Source organism: Lichenifustis flavocetrariae (genome assembly GCF_026130545.1).
Taxonomy (GTDB): domain Bacteria; phylum Pseudomonadota; class Alphaproteobacteria; order Rhizobiales; family Beijerinckiaceae; genus Lichenihabitans; species Lichenihabitans flavocetrariae.
On record NZ_JAMOIM010000001.1, the window covers coordinates 433,170 to 453,104 of the forward strand.

The 19,935-nt window shown below is 63.5% G+C and carries 13 protein-coding genes; 5 read left to right on the forward strand and 8 right to left on the reverse strand.

Features of this window, described 5'->3' with window-relative positions; genetic code table 11:
* The first annotated feature begins 16 nt into the window (after window positions 1-16).
* Both M8523_RS02005 and M8523_RS02010 read left to right on the forward strand, forming a co-directional pair.
* Complete coding sequence (locus tag M8523_RS02005; protein WP_282583138.1) at window positions 17-1,042, forward strand: ligase-associated DNA damage response exonuclease; 1,026 nt, start codon at window positions 17-19, stop codon at window positions 1,040-1,042.
* Window positions 1,039-2,691 (forward strand): cisplatin damage response ATP-dependent DNA ligase, encoded by a 1,653-nt coding sequence (locus M8523_RS02010; protein ID WP_282583139.1) that lies wholly within the window; start codon window positions 1,039-1,041, stop codon window positions 2,689-2,691. The genes M8523_RS02005 and M8523_RS02010 overlap by 4 nt, the downstream gene beginning before the upstream one ends.
* On the opposite strand, the gene pbpC is transcribed toward M8523_RS02010, so the two are convergent.
* The 3 genes from pbpC to M8523_RS02025 all read right to left on the reverse strand — a co-directional run bounded on the left by pbpC (window position 2,669) and on the right by M8523_RS02025 (window position 11,121).
* The gene (gene pbpC, locus M8523_RS02015; RefSeq protein WP_282583140.1) at window positions 2,669-4,741 is read right to left on the reverse strand and encodes a penicillin-binding protein 1C; all 2,073 of its coding nucleotides are present in this window, start codon (window positions 4,739-4,741) and stop codon (window positions 2,669-2,671) included. The genes M8523_RS02010 and pbpC overlap by 23 nt on opposite strands.
* Window positions 4,738-9,477, reverse strand: a complete 4,740-nt coding sequence (locus M8523_RS02020; RefSeq protein WP_282583141.1) for an alpha-2-macroglobulin family protein — start codon at window positions 9,475-9,477, stop codon at window positions 4,738-4,740. Before M8523_RS02020 ends, pbpC begins: the two co-directional genes overlap by 4 nt.
* 192 nt (window positions 9,478-9,669) lie before the next feature.
* Entirely contained in the window at window positions 9,670-11,121 is a 1,452-nt protein-coding gene (locus tag M8523_RS02025; RefSeq protein WP_282583142.1) for an undecaprenyl-phosphate glucose phosphotransferase, read from the reverse strand.
* A 366-nt stretch (window positions 11,122-11,487) separates the two neighbouring features.
* Here M8523_RS02025 and M8523_RS02030 point away from each other — a divergent pair, with 366 nt between their 5' ends.
* Window positions 11,488-11,745 carry a hypothetical protein gene (locus M8523_RS02030; RefSeq protein ID WP_282583143.1) on the forward strand — a complete coding sequence of 86 codons (258 nt, stop codon included), beginning with the start codon at window positions 11,488-11,490 and terminating at the stop codon, window positions 11,743-11,745.
* 99 nt (window positions 11,746-11,844) lie between these two features.
* Here the strand turns inward: M8523_RS02030 and ligA are convergent, their stop codons facing one another.
* The 3 genes from ligA to M8523_RS02045 form a co-directional block, all read right to left on the reverse strand.
* Complete coding sequence (ligA, locus tag M8523_RS02035) at window positions 11,845-13,950, reverse strand: NAD-dependent DNA ligase LigA (protein ID WP_282583144.1); 2,106 nt, start codon at window positions 13,948-13,950, stop codon at window positions 11,845-11,847.
* A gap of 102 nt (window positions 13,951-14,052) precedes the next feature.
* Window positions 14,053-14,601: a GNAT family N-acetyltransferase gene (locus M8523_RS02040; protein ID WP_282583145.1), complete on the reverse strand. Its 549-nt coding sequence runs from the start codon at window positions 14,599-14,601 to the stop codon at window positions 14,053-14,055.
* A gap of 37 nt (window positions 14,602-14,638) precedes the next feature.
* Window positions 14,639-16,021: a sugar porter family MFS transporter gene (locus M8523_RS02045; protein WP_282583146.1), complete on the reverse strand. Its 1,383-nt coding sequence runs from the start codon at window positions 16,019-16,021 to the stop codon at window positions 14,639-14,641.
* Window positions 16,022-16,272: 251 nt separating this feature from the next.
* Here M8523_RS02045 and fumC point away from each other — a divergent pair, with 251 nt between their 5' ends.
* On the forward strand, window positions 16,273-17,691 hold the full coding sequence (gene fumC / locus M8523_RS02050) for a class II fumarate hydratase (RefSeq protein WP_282583147.1): 1,419 nt from the start codon (window positions 16,273-16,275) through the stop codon (window positions 17,689-17,691).
* Between the two features lie 87 nt (window positions 17,692-17,778).
* Here the strand turns inward: fumC and M8523_RS02055 are convergent, their stop codons facing one another.
* A complete protein-coding gene (locus tag M8523_RS02055) occupies window positions 17,779-18,735 on the reverse strand; it encodes a glutathione S-transferase family protein (RefSeq protein ID WP_282583148.1) in 957 nt (318 codons plus the stop codon).
* A gap of 61 nt (window positions 18,736-18,796) precedes the next feature.
* On the opposite strand from M8523_RS02055, the gene M8523_RS02060 reads away from it, so the two are divergent.
* Window positions 18,797-19,327 carry a gamma carbonic anhydrase family protein gene (locus tag M8523_RS02060; protein ID WP_282583149.1) on the forward strand — a complete coding sequence of 177 codons (531 nt, stop codon included), beginning with the start codon at window positions 18,797-18,799 and terminating at the stop codon, window positions 19,325-19,327.
* On the opposite strand, the gene M8523_RS02065 is transcribed toward M8523_RS02060, so the two are convergent.
* Window positions 19,328-19,900 (reverse strand): ActR/PrrA/RegA family redox response regulator transcription factor, encoded by a 573-nt coding sequence (locus M8523_RS02065; RefSeq protein WP_282583150.1) that lies wholly within the window; start codon window positions 19,898-19,900, stop codon window positions 19,328-19,330. It lies immediately after the preceding gene.
* Window positions 19,901-19,935: the final 35 nt, after the last annotated feature.

Here is a 19,935-nt window from a genome sequence, read left to right on the forward strand (position 1 = left end):
CTTTACGGTCGGGTTTGTGCGAACTCAGGATATTCTCACTTTAACGCCGGCCGGCATCTACTGCCCGGCCGGCGATTTTTTTGTTGACCCGATGCGGCCCGTAGGGCGGGCCCTTGTAACGCACGGGCATAGTGATCATGCCCGTGCGGGTCACGACAAGGTGATGGCAACCGCACCGACGCTCGACATCATGGACGTTCGCTACGGTCAGGATTTTACCCGAGAGCGCCAAGTCGCGGTGCTCGGCCAAGCGGTTCGGATTGGCGACGTTGTGATTACGTTCCATCCGGCGGGACACGTGCTCGGTTCGGCGCAGATCGCCATCGAGCTGGATGGGTTTCGTGTCGTCGTCTCTGGCGATTATAAGCGATCGCAGGATCCGACGTGCTTGCCGTTCGAGCCTGTGCAGTGCGATTCCTTCGTGACCGAGGCGACTTTCGGCCTGCCGGTCTTCCGATTTCCCGATGCGGAAACAGAGGCCCGCAAGCTTTTGGCGTCGCAGGCCTTGTTTCCTGACCGCACGCATCTCCTGGGCGCTTACGCCCTGGGCAAAGCGCAGCGCATGATCCGCGTGCTGCGGGATCTCGGTTACGACCGCCCGATCTATCTTCATGGCTCCATGGTGCGTCTCTGCGACTATTATGGCAGGGCAGGGATCGATCTTGGCGAACTGCGGCGTGTCGATCCGGCTCAGCGCGGACGTTTGGGTGGCGAAATCGTCCTCTGTCCGCCGAGTACCTTGAAAGACACCTGGGCGCGAAAGTTCCCCGAGCCGATCACCGTGGCCGCATCGGGGTGGATGCGCGTGAGGGCACGGGCCCGGCAAAAGGGGGTCGAACTTCCGCTGATCGTCTCCGATCATGCGGATTGGCCAGCTTTGTGCGCGACGGTCCGTGAGGTCGGGTGCTCGGAGCTATGGGTCACGCATGGAGAGGCTGACGCTCTCGTGCATTGGGCCGGGATGCAGGGGATCGAGGCGCGACCGTTGCACCTGATGGGCTATGGCGAAGAGAGCGATGAGGCGTTGGACGAAGCGGCATGAAGGCCTTCGCCCAGTTGTTGGACCGCTTGTCGTTCGAGCCTTCGCGCAACGGCAAGCTGCGCCTCATGGCCGATTTCTTCCGGCGCACGCCGGACCCGGAGCGCGGCTACGCTCTCGCGGCTCTCACCGACACTCTGAAATTCCAGCATGCCAAACCGGCGTTGGTGCGGGCTCTTCTCGAGGAGCGTGTCGATCCCGTCCTGTTTAACCTCAGCTACCATTATGTGGGGGACCTGTCCGAGACCGCGGCTCTGCTTTGGCCAGCGGCTGCCCATCCCGGTGAGCCGCCGCTCTTGTCCGAAGTGGTCATGACGCTTGCAACCACCAGCCGTGCCGCCTTTCCGCGACAACTCACGCTGTGGCTCGATACGCTCGACGAGATCGGTCGCTGGGCTCTCCTGAAACTGATCACCGGCTCGCTTCGCATCGGCGTTTCGGCACGTCTGGCCAAGACGGCGGTCGCCATCCTTGGAGGTCATGAGCCGAACGAGATTGAGGATGTTTGGCACGGACTGGTCATTCCCTATGGTCAGCTGTTCGCCTGGATGGATGGTACGGGACCACGGCCGGCATCCGTGGATCCGGCGCCTTATCGCCCCGCGATGCTGGCGCACCCGCTCGAGGAGCGGGATGTGGCTTCGCTGGACCCGAAAGACTTCTCGGCTGAATGGAAGTGGGACGGTATCCGGGTTCAGGCTGTCGCGGGTCACGATGCGGACGGCCGGCGCATCGCCAAGCTCCACTCGCGCGCCGGGGAAGATATTTCCGCGGCCTTCCCGGACCTAATCGAATCCTTGCGCGACCCGCGATTCGGCGATTCAGCGCTCGATGGTGAATTGCTGATCATGCGCGAAGGACGCGTGCAATCCTTCGGGACGCTGCAGCAGCGCTTGAACCGGAAGACCGTCTCGGTCAAAGCCATGGCGGATTACCCGGCGCATTTGCGCGCCTATGATCTTCTGGCCGAAAGCGGAGAGGATCTCCGAAGCCTGCCCTTCACCGAGCGCCGGGAGCGGTTGGAGGCGCTCGTCGATCGCCTCCATGATCCGCGGGTTGATCTATCTCCCATCGTCGCTTTCGACAGTTGGGAGCAATTGGCAGAGTTCCGCGCCGATCCGGTCCAGGCGGGAGCCGGACCCGACGCCGACGCCATCGAAGGGCTGATGCTGAAGCGCCGCGAAAGCGCCTATGTTCCGGGGCGCCCGAAGGGCCTTTGGTTCAAGTGGAAGCGTAACCCGTTCAACGTCGATGCGGTGCTGATGTATGCTCAGCGCGGCCACGGCAAGCGAGCATCCTTCTATTCCGATTACACGTTCGGGGTGTGGCGAGGCACACCGGAGGCGCAGGAACTCGTGCCCGTGGGCAAGGCCTATTCGGGTTTTACCGACGAGGAACTGACGCGCCTCGATCGTTACGTTCGGAACAATACGACGTCACGGTTCGGTCCCGTGCGCGAAGTGGAGCACACCACCGAGAAGGGATTGGTCCTGGAGATCGCGTTCGAAGGTCTCAATCGGTCGACGCGGCACAAGTCCGGCCTCGCCATGCGCTTTCCTCGCGTCAACCGGATCCGATGGGATAAACCGACCGGAGAGGCGGATCGTATCGAGGTGCTGGAAAGCCTGCTCAATTCGCCGAACGAGCGCTGACCCGCACATTCGCGTGATCGCTCCGTCCCTGGGCATCGATCACCACCACGGTCGAGAACCCTTCCTCCGTTGGCAGCCATGCGGCGTCACGGGCAAACGGCCGACTGTCCACGGGACGGCCGTCGACGAGCCAGCGGTAAGGGCGCTCACCACCGGTTGCGGCGAGCTTGATCGCAGAACCGTGGCCCTCCCGTCCTGGGGCAAGATCTGCCAGCAGCTTGGACTGCGCAATCGGGAAGGTGATGTGAGGGCCGTCCTCCGCCACGATCAGCGTACCCGGATCGAGCCGAGTCAAAGCCGCGGGGGGTGGACCGGCGAAGACAGGTGCAAGGGTGCGGCGCGGCAAAGGGTCGGGCGGCATCAGGTCGAACAATCGAAACAGCAGCGCTGCCGCGCCCGCACCGACGCAGCCGGGGCAACTTCCACCGTCAGCCCGTCCCATCCAAAGGCCCGCCACCCGACTGCCATTGAACCCGATCGCCCAGCCGTCCCGAAAGCGGTAAGACGTGCCCGTCTTATAGGCGATGCGCCCGGCTCGGCCGGTGGTGCCGGGCGGAGGAGGCATGTCCGACAGGATGTCGACGACGGCATCCGCGGCGGCAGGCGTCATGATCGATGCGGAGGTCGTCGGCTCGCCTGGCTGATCGTGGAGTTCCTGCATCCTGCCGCCGGCCGCGAGCCCCGCATAAGCCTCAAGGAGATGCGTCAGGGTCATGCCCGCGCCGCCGAGGGCCACAGGCAGGCCCGGGATCGCAGTCGTGTCGCCGAAATCAAGTGGAATGCCGGCCGACTTCAACCGTTCCGCAAAAGCCACGGGACCGACACGCTTCAGCGTCAGAACGGCCGGCAGGTTGAGCGACAATTGGAGCGCCTGCCGGATCGTGACATCGCCGTTGAACGTGCCGTCGAAATTATGGGGTGCGTAGTCGTCGAAGCGCGTCGCCGCATCCCTGACGAGACTGCCGGGATGGGCCAGCAGCCCTTCGAAGGCGAGGCCATAGATAAAGGGTTTCAGCGTGGAGCCGGGGGATCTCGACGCATTCGTCAGGTCCACCGCTCCGCGCCGCCCGGCATCACCGAAAGCCGCGTTGCCGATACTGGCAAGGATCTCGCCGGATCGCCAGTCGGCCACAAGAGCTGCCAATGTCACCGGCCGGGGTAGGGTGTCCAAATCCTGGGCCAGCAACGACTCGATGCCGGTCTGCAACGCCGCATCGAGCGTGGTCGGGATCACGGCGGCCGGGTTCGCTGTCGCAGCGGCGAGACGCGCGGTCAGATGCGGCGCGAGCTTCGGCATCAGGTGCCGCATGGAAGGCAGCGGCGTGGCCAAGACGCTCGCCAGGGCTTCGCTCTTGAAGGTTCCATCTGCGACGGCGCGCCGAAGCAGCCTGCCGCGCCCGGCGATGGCTGCCGCCGCATGCCGATCCGGCCGGAGACGGTTCGGGTTCTGGGGCAGCAAAACCAGCAAGGCCGCTTCGGCATCGGAGACGTGGCCCGGTTCCTTGCCATACCACGCAAGGCTCCCGGCCCTCAGGCCTTCGAGATTGCCGCCCATCGGGGCCAAGCTCAAATAGGCCCGCAGGATCTCGGCCTTCGAGCAATGCGCTTCGAGTTGCAATGCGCGGAGAATTTCGATGAATTTGGAGCGGAAGGTGCGCGGACGAGGTTCGAGCAGGCGAACGACCTGCATGGTCAGGGTCGATCCGCCGGAGACGATACGTCCGTGGCTGAGGAACTGTCTCGCCGCCCGCATCAGCGCCAACGGATCCACGCCGGGATGATGCCAAAACCGTTTGTCCTCGATATCGAGCAGCAGATCGAGATAGCGCGGCGACACCTCCTCAGGCGAGGTCGGCAGACGCCAGCGGCCGTCATGCGCCGTGAAGATGCGCAGTGGAAGGCCCGCTCGATCGGTGACGATTGTTGAAGTGTCCCGCAGCCGCTCGAAATTGAGCGGATAGAGTCGGTCCAACATCGCGGCGGGGAGGCAGGCGATCGCGCAACCGGCAGCCGCCGCGGTGGCCCATGCCCGCGCCCCAGTCCACCTCACGGCTTTCGCGCCGCCTTTACATCGAGCGTGCCGGCATCAGTCCGAGCGAAATAGGCCGGGACATACATGTCCTCGACTTGCGCGCCGGGGCGCGCGTAGGTGCCAGGCGTCACGGCCCGGACCACATAGGCCACCTTGAAGGTTTGGCTACCTTGCGTGAGGTCGAAACCCGCAAGGTAGCGATCGTCACGTAGCGCCGTGAAGGTCGGCTCGGTCAGATCTTTCAGCCAGGCGAACTTCGTCGTGTCACGGTCGCCAGACAAGCCGATCGTTTCAGGCTCCAACCCGGCCGGCAGCCGGTCGACCGCGAGGACCTTACGCTGGAGGTCTCCTGCCATTTTGCCGGAGAGGACCATGACCAATTCGTCGTTTTGGTGAACATCGGCGAGATCGGCGGGGCTGCCATCGAGGTGGTAGACGTCGCGCTGGAGATTGAACCCGTTCTCGAAGCGAGGCTGCGGCCCGGACGGAACGCCGGTCGTGGCGAGCGAAAGGTAGACGGGGTCATGCCCTTTGTTCACCACCTCGATCGCACGGTTCTGACCGAGCGGTGTCGACACGCTCGCCCGCGTTTGCCCCTTGATGGCCTTGCCGTCGAGCAGGATATCGAGCGGCGTCTTGGTCTTGAGGTCGAACGCACTGCGCAGAACCCAGGTCTCTTCCTGCGTACTCATCCATGCCTGGCCGCTTGCCAGACGGGCAAGGTCGGTCGCCTGCGTGAGAAGAGCATTGGGAGGCAGCACCTTCTCTTCCGCCGCGAGCGAAAGCATCATGGCCCGGTCGCGAAGATCGCTTCCATAATCGCTCAGGTAGACGTTTGGCTTCCGGACGATTGCAGTCGCTTGCAGCAGGTCGGAGGCAAGGTCGCGCTCGCCCGATCGCATCAGCACTGTGGCGAACTGAACCCGTGCGAGATCGCTCGGCAGGATCGCACGGTCGTGAGTGGCCACATAGCGCAATTGCGAGAGATCGAGCTTCCCGGCGCGTGACAGGACCACGGCTGTGTAGGCCGCGGCTGCGACGTCCTGCGGCTCCTGCCCGGCTGTCGCGAAACGGCCGACCAGCCAGTTGACCGCCCGAGTCTTCATGCTCTCGGGAACGGACAGGCCTTGCTTCTCGGCGTGCTGCAGGAAGTCGATCACATAGGCCGTGAGCCAGATGTTGCCGCTGTCGAAGGCCGACCAATAGCCGAAGCTGCCATCCTGGGCTTGCAACGAATAAAGCCGCGCGATGGCACCTTGTCCCGTGACCGCGTCATCCACCGGCGCCGCTGCGCTACCGCCGAGTGTGGCGGCGAAGAGTTCGGGAAAGGCGCGACTGACCGTCTGTTCCGCACAGCCGTAAGGATAGCGTCGCAATTCAGCCAGGAGACCGGGGACATCGAAGGCCGGCACGGTCGCGACCGCAACATCGAGAGTGCCGGTTCCCGGGACGAGATCCTGGCCAAGGGCGTCGCCGGCTGTCAGCTTGCCGTCCGGGTCGAGGGTGCGGATCTGCCGCGTCGTCACATAGGCGTTCGGGGACCGCACGCCGATGTCGAAGTCACGCACCACCTTCGTGCCGTCGTCGCCCGTGGCGACCATATGGATGTGCGCGGGACCAAGCGCACCGGTCGCGGTGAGCATGCGGTCGGCGTAGCGGCGCTTGTCACGCTTGACGTCCTTGAACAGGACGTCATCCCGCTCGAAACTCAGCGGTCCATCGGCGCTCAGGGTGATCTTGTAAGTCTGTTCGGGCGCTTCGAGCGCCGTCAGCATCACCCGCACCTGGGCTTTGTCGCCTGGGGTGAGAAAGCGGGGCAGGGTGAGTTCGGCCAGGAGAGGAGGCCGTACCGTCACGGCGCGTTCCGCATGTCCAAACCTGTCTGCCGTCCAAGCCACAGCCATCAGGCGGAGCTTGCCGCTGAAGTCCGGCACGTCGAGCGCGACATGGCCGTGCCCATCGGGGTCGAGTTCAACGGCCCCACTGAAGAGGGCCACGGTCTTGAAGGTCTTGACGTCGACGCCGCCCAACTGAAGCTTGGCCCTGGCGTCACCGCCTTCGACGAGACGTCCCGCTTGTCCGGCCGGATCGATCAGCGTGCCATAGACATCCCGCAGTTCGAAATCCGGCGCGCGGCGGCCGAGGAAAAAGTCTGCCGGGTCCGGCGCCGTGAAATCCGTCATCCGCAGCACGGCTTCATCGACCGCCGCGACCGTCACATAGGCGGGTCGATCCTTTGGCGCCCCCGTCACAGTGATGCCAACCGAGAGGCTGGTCTTCGGCTGGATCTTCTCCGGCGCGTCGAGGGCGACATCAAGCCTGTGCGCGGCTGTCGCGCCCGGCACCCAGGCGAGTCCCACGGCGCGGACCGGCAGGCGTGGAACGACCGCGCCCGTCGCCGAAACCGCGATCGCCACCACATAGGCACCCGCCGCAGGGACGTCGGCGGCATCGAACTCGACAATCCCGCCACCCTTCGGGACATCCGCCTCGCGTACCTGATGCAGGCTGCCGCCATCGAGCATCACAAGGACGCGGCCCGCGAAAGCGGGTTCCACGCGGGCTCTGATATGGCCGGGAGCTGCGCCGGGATCGAGCGTGACGGGCATGACATCCGGCTTGCGATCGTCTGCTGCGACGTTTCCCCACCACCCAGCCGTGAACCTGACACTGCTCGCGGTTTTTCCGGACTCGTCATAAGCTTCGAGGCGGAAGCGGCCGGATGTGACGGCGACACTCAGATGGCCCCTGCCGTTGGCGTCGAGCGCCAGATCGCCACCGTTGACGCGGGCATCGCTGACGATCTCCTCCGACTGCCAACGCCCATCGCGGAAGAAGGTGTTGTAAGTATAGTCCTCATGGACAAGGTCCCACTTCAACCCGGCCGGCCCGACCGGATGACCGGCGCCATCGACCAGAACAAGATCAAAGGCGGCTTGCGCGTTTTCGGGAATTCCGCCCTGGAAGCTCGTGCGAAGACCGATGAAGCGGTCGGCCGTCACAAGCGCATGTGTCAGGTCGGTCGTTGCCGCTCGACCGTCGACATCGTTGACGGTTGCGTGCAGCGCGAGTTCGAGCGGCCCGCTCGTATCGGGCGTGTCGCCGGTGGGGAGCGGAACGGTGGCGGCCCCCTGGTCATCGGTCGTGAAATCCTGGGCGTCCAGAGCCTTCGGCAAAAAGGGCTCCTGGACCAGCCCGAAGCTGTAATCCGCCAGATCGGGAAACGGCTCGGCCGCGGTCTGGATCGTGGCTTCGATTTGCCCGCTCAGCTCCGCACCCGGGCTGCCGTAGAAATAGTCGGCCTTGATGGTGGGGGAGATCGCGTCGCCCAAGCGCATGGGGCCATCGGGCAAGCTGAGCTTGGCCTCGAGCCGCGGCGGTACGAAATCCTGAACCGAGACTGTCGTGCTGCCGAGGCGATCCTTGGTGCCGGTTCCGGCCCAGATCGTCCATTCGCCGCTATAGGCATTGTCGGGCACCGGAATGTCGAGCGTGCCGCCGCCCGCCCGCGCAAGATCCGGCTTCAACTGGGTCGCCTCGACGCCGTCCGGCCGGACGAGGTGCAGAACGAGCGGGGTCGGCGATGCGAGTCGGGCGGCGCCGTCGCGCAAGAGCGTGCCGAGGTGGATGGTCTCGCCGGGTCGATAGACACCGCGATCGGTCCAGAGAAAGACGTCGAGGGCGCCCGGAGGTGTCCGACCCTTGATGTCAAGGTCCGTGAGATCGAGGGACGGCGTGTCCAGTTGAATCCAGGAGAAGTCGCCACGCGCGGTGCTGGCCGACAGGAGACGAGGGGCGTCGCCTCCTTCCCCTCGCAGGAGACCGCCAGGGATCAGGGCCCGGCCTTCGGCGTCGGTCCTGATTGTTGTCAGGATCTCACTGCTATGCGCGACCAGGCGCAGCTCGACGTCGGGCAGAGGCTGAGCGGTCTGCAGCGATCGGGTGCTGATCAACAGTCCGGCAGCGGTCTTGATCGTGACGAGGCCCACATCCGAAACGCTGAACCATTGCGTCGCGCGGTCCGTGTCGTCCTCGACCGGTTTGCCCTCCGGAACCGCAAGGGCAACGTAGACGCCCGGCAGGAGTGATTTCACCAACTGGCTGATCGGCAGCGCCGTCGTGACCTGTTGATTGGCCTTGTTGACGATATCGACGCGGCCCTCGAACACCTTGCTGCCTTGCTCGGCAATCTGGTTGGCGGCCCAGCCCGAGACACCCTGCCCGAACCAATCATTGCCAACCCGGTCGGCCAAAGCGCGCTCGCCGAAGCGATAAAGAACGATATGAGCCTTGCTGACGTTGACGCTCCTCAGCGGCAGTCCCACGCCATCCGTATAGGGCAAGAGGGTCTTGCTGCCGTCGAAGCTGACCACCGGCTCGCGATCGGGCACGTCGATCGCGACAGTGACGTCTTTGGCCAGTGTGCTGCCGTCCGCGGCCGGCAAGCCGCTTTTCAGGCGAACGGAGTAATGCGTTCCATGCTGCAGGCCCGTGACGCACAGATCCTTGCCGCGCGGCTGAACCACATGGTCCGTTGCCGGCTCGATCGCCACGAAGGGATCGAAGGCCGCCGCGTTTCCGCGCGGCAGTGCCGATGAAAACGAAAAACATGCACCCGGAACCACGCGGTCGGGTTGCACTGTAACGTTGAGGTAATCGACGGCCGAGGCGGGGGTCGCACCGAAAACGGCCAAAGCCGTCAGGCTCAGTCCTGCCAGCCACGCGGTCGACCGCCCAAGGTAGTGCCCGGCCATGACTACTCCTGCCCGCCACGCGATGAGCTTCAGTGGCGACCAGGATTATAGAGGGCCGATCGCTATCAGGCTACGGGCGACGGCATGGCGGATCAACAAAGCCGCGACATGCGAGAACAGGTGGGAGCGACCGTTCCTTAAACCGGACACGAATTGTAAAAAGGCCTTGAACGCTCTGTCGCCGTGTGAGGCCTAATAGGCGTCCTGCTTCATCACTGCAAAGCACGTGCGCACCATGATCCGAATGTCGGTGAGCAGCGACCAATTATTGATATACCAGACATCGAGATCGACACGGCGGCGCATCTGCTCGGTTCGCGCGGTTTCCCCGCGATAGCCGTGCACCTGCGCCCAGCCGGTGATCCCCGGCTTGACGTGATGGCGGCGATAATAGTCTCCAATCAGAGCACTGTACTCACGGTCATGCGCGAGAGCATGGGGGCGGGGACCCACCAGCGCCATGTCACCTTTCAATACATTGAACAACTGAGGCAATTCATCGATGCTGCTGCGACGCAGGAACTGGCCGACGCGCGTGACGCGATGGTCACCCTTCTTGGCCTGCACAATCTTGTCGTCGTCCTCCTGGACCGTCATCGTTCGGAATTTGTAGATGACGAACTGGTCTTGATTGAACCCATTGCGACGTTGTCGGAAGATCACCGGTCCCGGTGAGTCAAGTTTCACAGCCATCGCGGTGATCAAAAACACCGGAAGGAGAAGGATGATCGCGAAAGAAGCGCACACGATGTCCACGGCCCGCTTCGAAGCCAACTCACCGAAATTCATCGGAGCACGCTGGAGATCGATGAGTTGCATCGCACAAGCGTCATGCGGACCATGACGATGAACGACCGACCGGAAGACGTGGTTCGGAAGAAGTCGAACCGGGAGAGGTGAGACCCGGAAGGCTTCCTCGATCGCGTTCAGCCGCTCAGCCGATTCCCATTTGGCGACGACGATGAACTCCTTTGCCTTCGAGGCGCGCGCATGTTCCAGGGCATCCGAAATGCGCGATGTCTCGATCGATGTGTCGCCATCCCGCGCACGATCGAGCGAGGCTCGACCGACTTCGCGAAGGCCGAATTGGTGCAGCAGATAGGACGGACTGATCCGCATCAGCTCTTCGGACTCGCCGACCAGGAAAGCACGTCGCCCGATGATCGCATCACGCCGAAGAAGAGCGGTGATCAAATTTGCCCCGCCGATCCGGACCAGGCAACAAGACGCGATCATCAAAGGAGTGAAGCACAGCCACGTGCCTCTTGAGAAATCCGGGCCAACCTTCAGCAGAAACAAAAGTGTGGTGAGCGCAAGCACCACGAAACCGCAGGCCATGAACAGCTTCTGGATGTAGCGGCCGGGCTTGATCAGCACAGGCAGGCGGTAAAGGCCATTCGACCTCGCGAGAAGCACATAAAGCAGACTTGCCATCGAGCCAATGCCGACGGTGATGTCCATCGTCACGGTCGGGTGCCCCGCGACGTCGCCGTAGATCGCCTCGCCGACGATGCTGCTCATCACGATTGCCAGGACTTCAACGAGGCCAACCCAAAGGCCGACCGATCGGTAAGAGACCTGGAAGCCTCGGGATCGGGACAGGACCGAGGACGGCGTTTCCAAAGCGATTAAACGTTGGCTCATCTAGCGGAACGCTCCATCACTCGAATGATCACAGATTGCTTATCCATTTTTTAACGCTGCACTGCCGCGAAGACAACCAAGCGTTCTGAAATTGCTTAATTGCAAACTATTCTGGTTTTTGAGCTTGACGGACCGGCGGCCATTTTTGCCAGGAATTCCATGCTGCAATGCACTCGTTTCGGCTGCAGCGATCATCAAAAAAGCTTCGATCAAAAAAACGTGTTTTCAGCGTCGGCTGAGATTTTATGCCAGGGCGTATGAACGCCAGCGGCCATCTCAACTAATGCCTATTTAGATTGCATTCGAATCGTTGTCAAAAGGCAGCTTTAGGAGCGACCACGCTAGATCGGACCTGGAGGTTCATCCATGGTCGCTTTGGGAATGGCCGGTTTCGCCGCTGGCGTGGCGCTCGGTCTGCGCTTTAAGGTCCTTGTGCTCGTGCCGGCACAGGTGTTCGCGATGCTGATAGCGGTGCTTGTTGTCCTGGCGGGCCTCACATCAACCGGATCCGCCCTGTTGGGATTGGCCTGTGCCTGCGCTTGCCTCCAACTGGGCTATGCCGTCGCGATTGCAATTCCCCGGCGGGGTCGTCGATCCCTGCAGCCCGATCCGATCAAGGCATGATCGCGTCGCTCGGGTGAAGCGGCACCGCTAAGACCTCATACGATCTGGAGATTCCCTGAAGATCGGGTCCGCCCGAAACGAGAGCAGCAACGACGCCGATCAGGCTCCGATGATCGCGAGCCATTCTTCTTCGTTCAAGACTTGAAGACCCAGATCTCGGGCCTTGGCCTCTTTCGAGCCCGCGCCCGGTCCGGCGACCACTATATCCGTCTTTTTCGACACTGATCCAACGACTTTGGCGCCGAGCCCCTCTGCTCTGGCCTTGGCTTCGTCTCGCGTCATCTTTTCCAGCGATCCGGTGAAGACCACCGTCTTGCCCGCCACCGGGCTCGATGAGACCACGGGCTCCATCGGTTCGACAACGACGCTTTCCAGAAGCGCATCGATCACCGTCTCGTTGTGCGGTTCCGAGAAGAAGTCCGCGAGGGCTTCAGCCACCACGTCCCCGAGACCTTCGATGTTGCGCAACTCGGCCCGTGCCTCCGAGGCGGGGTCGCGGGCCGCCCGAGCCACCGCGCGTAGAGCATCGACGCCGCCGAAGTGCCTGGCGAGCCGGCGTGCGTTCGTTTCTCCGATGTGACGGATGCCGAGGGCGTAGAGAAAACGGTTGAGGGGCACTTTGCGCCGTCCGTCGATCGCGGCAAACAGGTTGCGGACGGAGGTTCGACCGAAGCCTTCACGGTCGGCGAGCTTCTTCAGGCTCTTCGTATCGCGTTCCGCAAGGGTGAAGATGTCCGCCGGAGAGCGGATCAGCCCCTCTCCGTAAAAAAGCTCGATCTGCCTGTCTCCCAGGCCCTCGATATCGAAGGCCAACCGGGAGCAGAAGTGCTTGAGGCGTTCGACAGCCTGAGCCGGGCAGATCAGGCCGCCCGTACACCGGCGTACGACATCCGCCACGCCGGTCTTCGGGTCGATCTCCCGGATCGCGGCCGATCCGCAGGCCGGACAGAGCTCCGGGAAACGATAGGGTTCGCCCCGCGTGCTGTCCGGTTCGAGCACCGGGCCGAGGATCTGCGGAATGACATCGCCCGCTCGCTGCACGATCACGCGATCGCCGACCCGGACGTCGCGGCGCCCGATTTCGTCTTCATTGTGAAGGGTGGCGTTCTCAACGACCACGCCGCCGACCGTCACGGGTTCGAGGCGGGCGACGGGCGTCAGCGAGCCGGTGCGTCCGACCTGAATGTCGATCGCGAGAAGCCTTGTCGTGGCCTTCTCGGCCGGGAACTTATGGGCCACCGCCCACCGCGGTGCGCGCGAAACGAAGCCGAGCCGGTTCTGGAAGGCGAGATCGTCTATCTTGTAGACCACGCCGTCAATGTCATAGGGCAGGCCCGCCCGCTCGGACTCGATGGCGCGATAATGCGCGACGAGGTCGTCCACGGTGCCACAAAGTTTCGCGAGCGGGTTGGTGGGCAGCCCCCACCGCGAGAAGACGTCGATCATGCCGCTCTGCGTGATGGCGGGTATCACGCTCATCTCGCCCCACGCATAGGCGAAGAAACGGAGGGGCCGGGACGCCGTGATCGCGGGATCGAGTTGCCGCAACGAACCTGCGGCCGAGTTCCTTGGATTGGCGAAGACCGTCTTCCCGGCCGCCGCCTGCCGGGCATTGAGGGCCGCGAAGTCGGGCTTGGTCATGTAGATTTCTCCGCGCACCTCGCAGACCTCGGGAACATCCGGGCCGAGAAGCCGATGCGGGATCGCCGCCACCGTCCGGATGTTGGCGGTCACATCCTCGCCCTCGAAGCCGTCGCCACGCGTCAGCGCCAGGGCGATCTCGCCGGCCTCATAGCGGATCGAACACGAGAGCCCGTCGATCTTCGGCTCCGCGAGGATCGGCAACGGTGCATCCGCCGGCAGGCCCAAAAACCGGCGAACCCGCGTGACGAAGTCCGCCACCTCGGATTCAGCGAAGATGTTGCCGAGCGAGAGCATCGGCACCTTGTGGCGCGCATGCGCGAATTTTTCCGAAGGCGCGGCCCCGACGGTCTCGCTCGGACTCTCGACCGTTGCGAGAGCAGGGAACGAGGTTTCGAGCTCCAACAAGCGGCGGCGAAGCGCATCGTAATCGGCATCCGAGATCGTGGGTGCGTCATTCTGATGGTAGGCGATATCGTGCGCCTTGATCTCGGCCACGAGCCGGGCGTGCTCGGTGCGGGCCCGGCGCTCGGACAGCGGCTTGGGTGTTGGCGTTTTCGGCATGCTCAGGCCCGGCAGGTCGCGATCGATCGGCTCGATTGTACCGCGTTCCGGTAAAATTTGACTGATGTCGGGAGGACTCTTACTTCGGCGGGGCCGCGGATTTCAGACGGGCCTGTTCCGGACCAGGCGATAGACGACATGGCGTCGTTTTGGATCGTCGTCGGGCCGGTCCGGGTGATGGAAATCGGCGTCGGGGTCATGACGCATGCCGATGCGCTCCATCACGCGGCGCGACGGCAGATTGCCCGCCACCGCATAGGCCAGGATCTCGCGAAAACCGAGGCGATCGAAGCCATATTCGACGGCGGCTCCGGCGGCCTCGGTGGCGTAGCCGAGACCCCAAAAGGACCGCGCGAGGCGCCAACCGGCCTCCACGGCAGGCCCCACAGGCAGATGTGCATCCACATATTGCAACCCGACAAAACCGACGAACGGTGCGACGCCCGGAGCCTCGACGGCCCAGAATCCGAAACCGTGCGCTTCGATATGGGCCTGCAGCTTGGCGGCTTGCGCATCGCTTTGCCGGCGCGTGAGGACACCGGCGGACCACCAGCGGCGAACCTCGGGATCAGCATTGAGCGCGGCATAGGCAGGCAGGTCCTCGGGCCGCCACCGCCGCAGGAGCAGGCGAGGAGTTCGAATCGCGGTCACGGATCGGCTCCGTTCGATGGAATCACTCAGCCGGCCATCACGCCGCATGTCCTGGTTTCGGTGGCAAGACGTCCCGGTCCTTGTCCCAAACCGTTTGGATATCTTCAAGGCTGCGGCCCTTGGTTTCGGGCACCAACCGCTGTGTGAAAACGAAGGCGGCCGCCGTCAGCGCCGCATAGACAAAGAAGGTCACTGGGCGGCCGAGCGCGTCGACCATGGCCAGGAAGCTCAGGGCGACGACGAGGTTGCAGCCCCAGTTCGCGGTGGTGGCGAGGCTCATGCCACGGCCGCGGACAGCTTGCGGGAAGATCTCCGAGATCAGAAGCCAGAACACGGGGCCGAGCCCGACGGCAAAGAAGCCCACATAGGCCGTGAGACTGGCCGCCGTGAGCCAGCCAAGCACACTCGAACCCGATTGGAACAGGAAGGCCGCTGCGAGAACGCAGAGGCTTGCAGCCATGCCGCCGAGCCCGACGAGAAGCAGCTTGCGCCGGCCGACGCGATCGATGAGCCGGATGGCCACCAGTGTCATCGCGACATTGACGACGCCGATGCCGGCTGTCGCCAGGATGGAGGCCGAGGCGGAGGAGAGACCCGCGGCCTGAAAGATCGTGGGGGCGAAATAGATGACCGTATTGATGCCTGTCACCTGCTGGAAGGCCGCGAGGCCGACGCCTACGATGAGCGGCATGCGGCTCGACGGGTCCCAGATGGAGACGTGCTGCTTCGCTTCGGCCTTGGCCTCGCGTTTCAGGTCTTGCTCCAACTGCGCGAGTTCCGCTTCGACCTCCGTTGCGCGCTCGTAGGAGCCGCGGAGCGCCTTCAAGGCTCTTCGCGCGTCGGCGATGTGCCCGTGACCCGCGAGCCAGCGCGGACTTTCGGGAAGTGCCAGCATGCCGCCAGCGAGAATCACACCCGGCAAGGCACCGAGACCGAGCATCCACCGCCATTGCCCTTGGGCCGAAAACGCGTAGCCGACCAGGTATGAGACCACGATCCCGGTGGTGATCATCAGCTGATTGAGTGACACGAGGGCGCCGCGCGATTCCGCTGGCGCCGTCTCCGCAAGGTAGAGTGGCGCCAGCATCGAGGACACGCCGATCGCGAGACCCACAAGAAGGCGTCCGACGATGAGCACCGGCAGGCTTCCCGCAAAGGCACAAACCAGCGAGCCGGCGACGAAGATCAAGGCCGTGACCAGGATGACGGGGCGCCGACCGAAGCGATCGGCCACGTCGCCCGCGACTGCGGCACCCAGTGCGGCCGCAGCCAGAGCCACACTGGTGACCACGCCCTGCATGAAGCTCGACAGGTGAAATGCATCGCGCAGGAACAGCAAGGCCCCTGAGATCACACCCGTGTCGTAGCCGAACAGCAGGCCGCCGAGGGCGGCCGTGGCGGCGATCAGGCTTGCGTGCATCAATCTTCTCCCCCGCCGTCACGATTTGGAACGGCTGTCCATGTCGCGCGGGCAACGGACCAAGGCCTTGATTGTAGGGCGTGCGCGCCAAACTGGCACGCATATCAACCCCTCATCGCACGCGCCGCTGGAGGACATCGTCCCGCTCGTCAGGGTCTGGCCGGCTGCATCGCCGCATCCCGGCGCCGTGGTAGATTGCCGTCCCCAATCGCGCTATGGCGAGTGCGAGACAGAACATTCAGAGTGGCTTCATGACACAGCAGACGTCAGGCGAGATGCGGATCGAAAAGGACTCGCTCGGCGAGATCGCGGTTCCGGCCGGCCACCTGTGGGGCGCACAGACGCAGCGCTCGATCGAGTGTTTCCCGATCGGCACCGCACGTTTCGTTTGGCGACGCCCGGTCATCCGGGCCTTCGGGATTCTGAAGAAGAGCGCCGCGATCGCCAATGGCGAATTGGGCCAATTGCCGGCCGACAAGGTGGCCATGATCGTCAAAGCGGCGCAAAGCGTGATCGACGGCGATGTCGACGAGGAATTTCCGCTCGTGGTGTTCCAGACCGGTTCCGGCACGCAAAGCAACATGAACGCCAATGAAGTCATCGCCAATCTCGCGATCCGCAATGCGGGTGGCAAGCTCGGCTCCAAGACGCCAATCAACCCGAACGACGATGTGAATCGCGGCCAATCGTCCAACGATACCTTCCCGACCGCGATGCATATCGCCATCGTCGAGGAAATTTCGCGTGACCTGTTCCCGGCCGTGACGCAGTTGCGCGACACGTTCGAGCGCAAGGGGCGGCAATTCGACGACGTCGTCATGGTGGGCCGCACGCATCTGCAGGACGCGACGCCTGTCACGCTGCAACAGGTGTTTTCGGGTTGGGTGGCACAACTCGACGAGGCCCTCGCTGCCATCACGGCCACTTTGCCGGCACTCTATGCCTTGGCGATCGGCGGCACGGCGGTGGGCACGGGCATCAATGCCCATCCGCGCTTCGGCGATGTCACGGCGGCCAAGATCGCGGCCGAGACCGGGCACGCCTTCATCTCGGCTCCCAACAAGTTCGCGGCTCTATCGGCGCATGATGCCGTCGCCAACACGAGCGGCGCAATCCGGACGCTTGCGGGCGCGCTGATGAAGATCGCCAATGACGTCCGCTGGTATGCCTGCGGACCCCGGGCGGGATTCAATGAAATCACGATCCCCGAGAACGAACCGGGCTCGTCCATCATGCCGGGCAAGATCAACCCGACGCAGTGCGAGGCCCTGACCATGGTGGCGGTCCAGGTGTTCGGCAACGATGCGGCTGTCGCTTTCGCCGGATCGCAAGGCAATTTCCAGCTTAACGTGTTCAAACCCGTCATGCTGCACAACGTGCTGGAATCCACCATGTTGATCTCGGACGCGTGCCGGGCTTTCGACACGTTCTGCGCCAAAGGCATCGAACCGAACCGCGCGAAGATCGAGACGAACCTCAAGAACTCTCTGATGCTGGTGACCGCACTCAACCCGCATATCGGCTACGAGAAGTCGGCCAAGATTGCCCTTCTGGCCCACAAGGAAGGGTCGAGTCTGAAGGAGGCGGCGCTGAACCTCGGCTTCGTGACCGAACAGGAATTCGATGCCTGGGTGATTCCCGCCGACATGACACATCCTCTGCCGGAGTGAGCAGAAGCTGGCTGGGTTTCGGATGCGCGTCTCAAACCGCCCCGATGGGGGCGATCACGCGGGTGTCACCGCAGGGATCGCTTTGCCTCACAAACTCAACCAGCCGAGATCCGGTCCTAACGGTACGATGCCAGGCGGGTTCAGTGCTTTGATCGAGTAGTACCCCCGCTTGATATGATCAAGGTTGACGGTGTCTCTCACACCTTCGACGTCCAGGACGCGCTTCAGATAGGCGGCAAGCTTCGCGTAGCTCGCGACCGTGCGAATGTTGCACTTGAACAGGCCGTGATAGGCGGCGTCGAAACGGATCAGAGTGACGAAGAGGCGAATGTCGCTTTCTGTGAACCGCTCGCCCATGACGAAACCCGTCTCGCCGAGATCACGATCGACCGCATCGAGCGTCTCGAAGACTTGGCGGCAGGCGTCCTCGTAGGCCCGCTGCGACTGCGCGAAACCGGCTCTGTAGACACCGTTGTTGAGCGTGTCGTAGATCCGCTTGTTGAAGGCGTCGATCTGCGTTGCGAGATCGGCCGGATTGAGGTCGATCGACGGCTCCGCCAGGGTTGCGAAGGCCGTGTTGAGCATCCGGACGATGTCAGCCGATTCGTTGTTGACGATCGTCTGCCTCTGTTTGTCCCACAGAACCGGCACGGTCGCGCGCCCGTTCATGGCCGGCTCGGCCCTCGTGTAGATTTCATGCATGTAGGTCGCGCCGTTCAGCGCGTCGTGATCCGCGCCGGACGTCTCGCCGAAGCGCCACCCCTGATCGGTCAAGGCGGGTTCGACGACCGACACGGAGATGAGGCGGTCCAGCTTCTTCAGCTTCCGTACCATCAGGGTTCGGCTCGCCCAGGGGCAAATCAGGGCCACGTAGAGGTGATAGCGATCCGGCTCCGCCTTGAACCCGCCAAGGCCGGTCGGCCCGGCTTCGCCGTCCGGCGTGATCCAGTTACGAAACGTGGAGGCCGCACGTGCGAAGCTGCCATCGCGGCCCGGCCCGTCGCTCGGCTTCCAATCCCCGACCCATTTTCCGTCGATCAGCATCGATGCCCCCGTTGTCTCCACCCTTCGTGATCATTATCACGGGAACAGCAGAGGACGAGCCATGCCAATCTACGCTCTCGGGGATCTGACCCCGGATCTTCCCACGGAGGGTTCGTATTGGATCGCGCCCGATGCACATGTCATCGGCCGGGTCTCACTCTCGGAGGGCGTCGGCGTCTGGTTCGGCGCTGTCCTGCGCGGCGACAACGAAGCCCTGTCGATCGGTCCGGACACCAACCTGCAGGAAGGCGTCGTGTGCCACACCGATCTCGGTTTTCCGCTGACGGTGGGGCGCGGCTGCACGATCGGTCATCGCGCCATCCTGCATGGATGTACGTTGGGAGACGACGTCCTCATCGGCATGGGCGCGACGATCATGAACGGTGCCCGCATCGGGTCTGGATCGATCGTCGGCGCAGGCGCCTTGGTGACGGAAAACAAAGTCTTCGGCGAAGGATCGTTGATCGTCGGCACCCCCGCGAAGGCGATCCGCCAGCTAGATGCCGCCGCGCAGGCTGCGCTGCGGCAATCCGCGGCCCACTATGTCGAGGCGTGGCGTCGATTCTCCCAAGATCTCAGGCCGGTCGGTTGATCAGCGGGGCGCGCGCTTGGCCAAAATACGCTGCAACGTACGGCGGTGCATGTTGAGCCTTCGCGCGGTCTCCGAGACGTTGCGACCGCACAGTTCGTAAATGCGCTGAATATGCTCCCAGCGGACCCGATCAGCCGACATGGGGTTTTCCGGAAGTTCGGCTTTATCGTGACGCGTCGCCATGAGGGCCGAGTAGATCTCGTCAGCGTCGGCAGGCTTGGCGAGATAGTCGAATGCGCCGAGCTTCACGGCCGTGACGGCCGTCACGATATTCCCATAGCCGGTAAGAATAATGCCCCGGGCATCTGGCCGACGCGCCTTGAGTTCGGAAATCACGTCGAGACCATTGCCGTCGCCGAGCCGCATATCGATCACGGCATAGGCCGGAGGTCTGTTTGATATCGTTTCGAGTCCTTCGGAAACCGATTCCGCCGTTTCCACTTTGAAGCCACGCGAATCCATCGCCCTGGCCAGGCGAGTAAGAAACGGCTTGTCGTCATCGACGATCAGCAGTGAAGGGTCCTCGCCGATCGAGGGCGAGACAGCGGCGGGCGTGTCCTGGAGCAGCGACATAATCAGACTTTCAAAAGTAGCTCAGCGATACATGT

Excerpts from the sequence above, each read along its gene's own strand:
- M8523_RS02025 (WP_282583142.1), bottom strand. The coding sequence starts at position 11,121 with ATGAGCCAACGTTTAATCGCTTTGGAAACGCCGTCCTCGGTCCTGTCC.
- M8523_RS02065 (WP_282583150.1), bottom strand. The coding sequence starts at position 19,900 with ATGTCGCTGCTCCAGGACACGCCCGCCGCTGTCTCGCCCTCGATCGGC.
- M8523_RS02010 (WP_282583139.1), top strand. The coding sequence starts at position 1,039 with ATGAAGGCCTTCGCCCAGTTGTTGGACCGCTTGTCGTTCGAGCCTTCG.
- M8523_RS02020 (WP_282583141.1), bottom strand. The coding sequence starts at position 9,477 with ATGGCCGGGCACTACCTTGGGCGGTCGACCGCGTGGCTGGCAGGACTG.
- M8523_RS02045 (WP_282583146.1), bottom strand. The coding sequence starts at position 16,021 with ATGCACGCAAGCCTGATCGCCGCCACGGCCGCCCTCGGCGGCCTGCTG.
- M8523_RS02055 (WP_282583148.1), bottom strand. The coding sequence starts at position 18,735 with ATGCTGATCGACGGAAAATGGGTCGGGGATTGGAAGCCGAGCGACGGG.
- M8523_RS02030 (WP_282583143.1), top strand. The coding sequence starts at position 11,488 with ATGGTCGCTTTGGGAATGGCCGGTTTCGCCGCTGGCGTGGCGCTCGGT.
- M8523_RS02060 (WP_282583149.1), top strand. The coding sequence starts at position 18,797 with ATGCCAATCTACGCTCTCGGGGATCTGACCCCGGATCTTCCCACGGAG.
- ligA (WP_282583144.1), bottom strand. The coding sequence starts at position 13,950 with ATGCCGAAAACGCCAACACCCAAGCCGCTGTCCGAGCGCCGGGCCCGC.
- fumC (WP_282583147.1), top strand. The coding sequence starts at position 16,273 with ATGACACAGCAGACGTCAGGCGAGATGCGGATCGAAAAGGACTCGCTC.